1 pseudogene is annotated in these 272 nt (G+C 68.0%); it reads right to left on the bottom strand.

Features of this window, described 5'->3' with window-relative positions:
• Positions 1 to 67: 67 nt before the first annotated feature.
• Positions 68 to 272 (bottom strand): annotated as a pseudogene (locus tag SB764_RS40315) (APC family permease); the annotation flags it as partial.

Here is a 272-nt window from a genome sequence, read left to right as displayed (position 1 = left end):
GGCGACGCACGCGCGGCCGAAACGATGCCGGCCGACGCGGCGATCAGCGACTGCAATTCGGCGCCCCCGACGACGGCACCGCCAGCGCAAGCGTCGCGAGCCACGGCGATTCGAAGCGCGGATGGATCGTCGAGAACGCGCGGTTGCAGGTGCGCGACCAGAGCGCATGCCGGCCGCTGCTGTACAGCAGGCGCCCCATCGTGATCACGATCGCGATAATCGCATTGAACACCGACAGGAAGATTCCGCCGCTGACCACGCGCGATACCACC

It is taken from the genome of Paraburkholderia sp. SIMBA_027, assembly GCF_046535315.1.
GTDB lineage: Bacteria > Pseudomonadota > Gammaproteobacteria > Burkholderiales > Burkholderiaceae > Paraburkholderia > Paraburkholderia tropica.
Note: the sequence above shows the minus strand (reverse complement) of the source record. Positions and strands in the feature narration are given on the sequence as shown.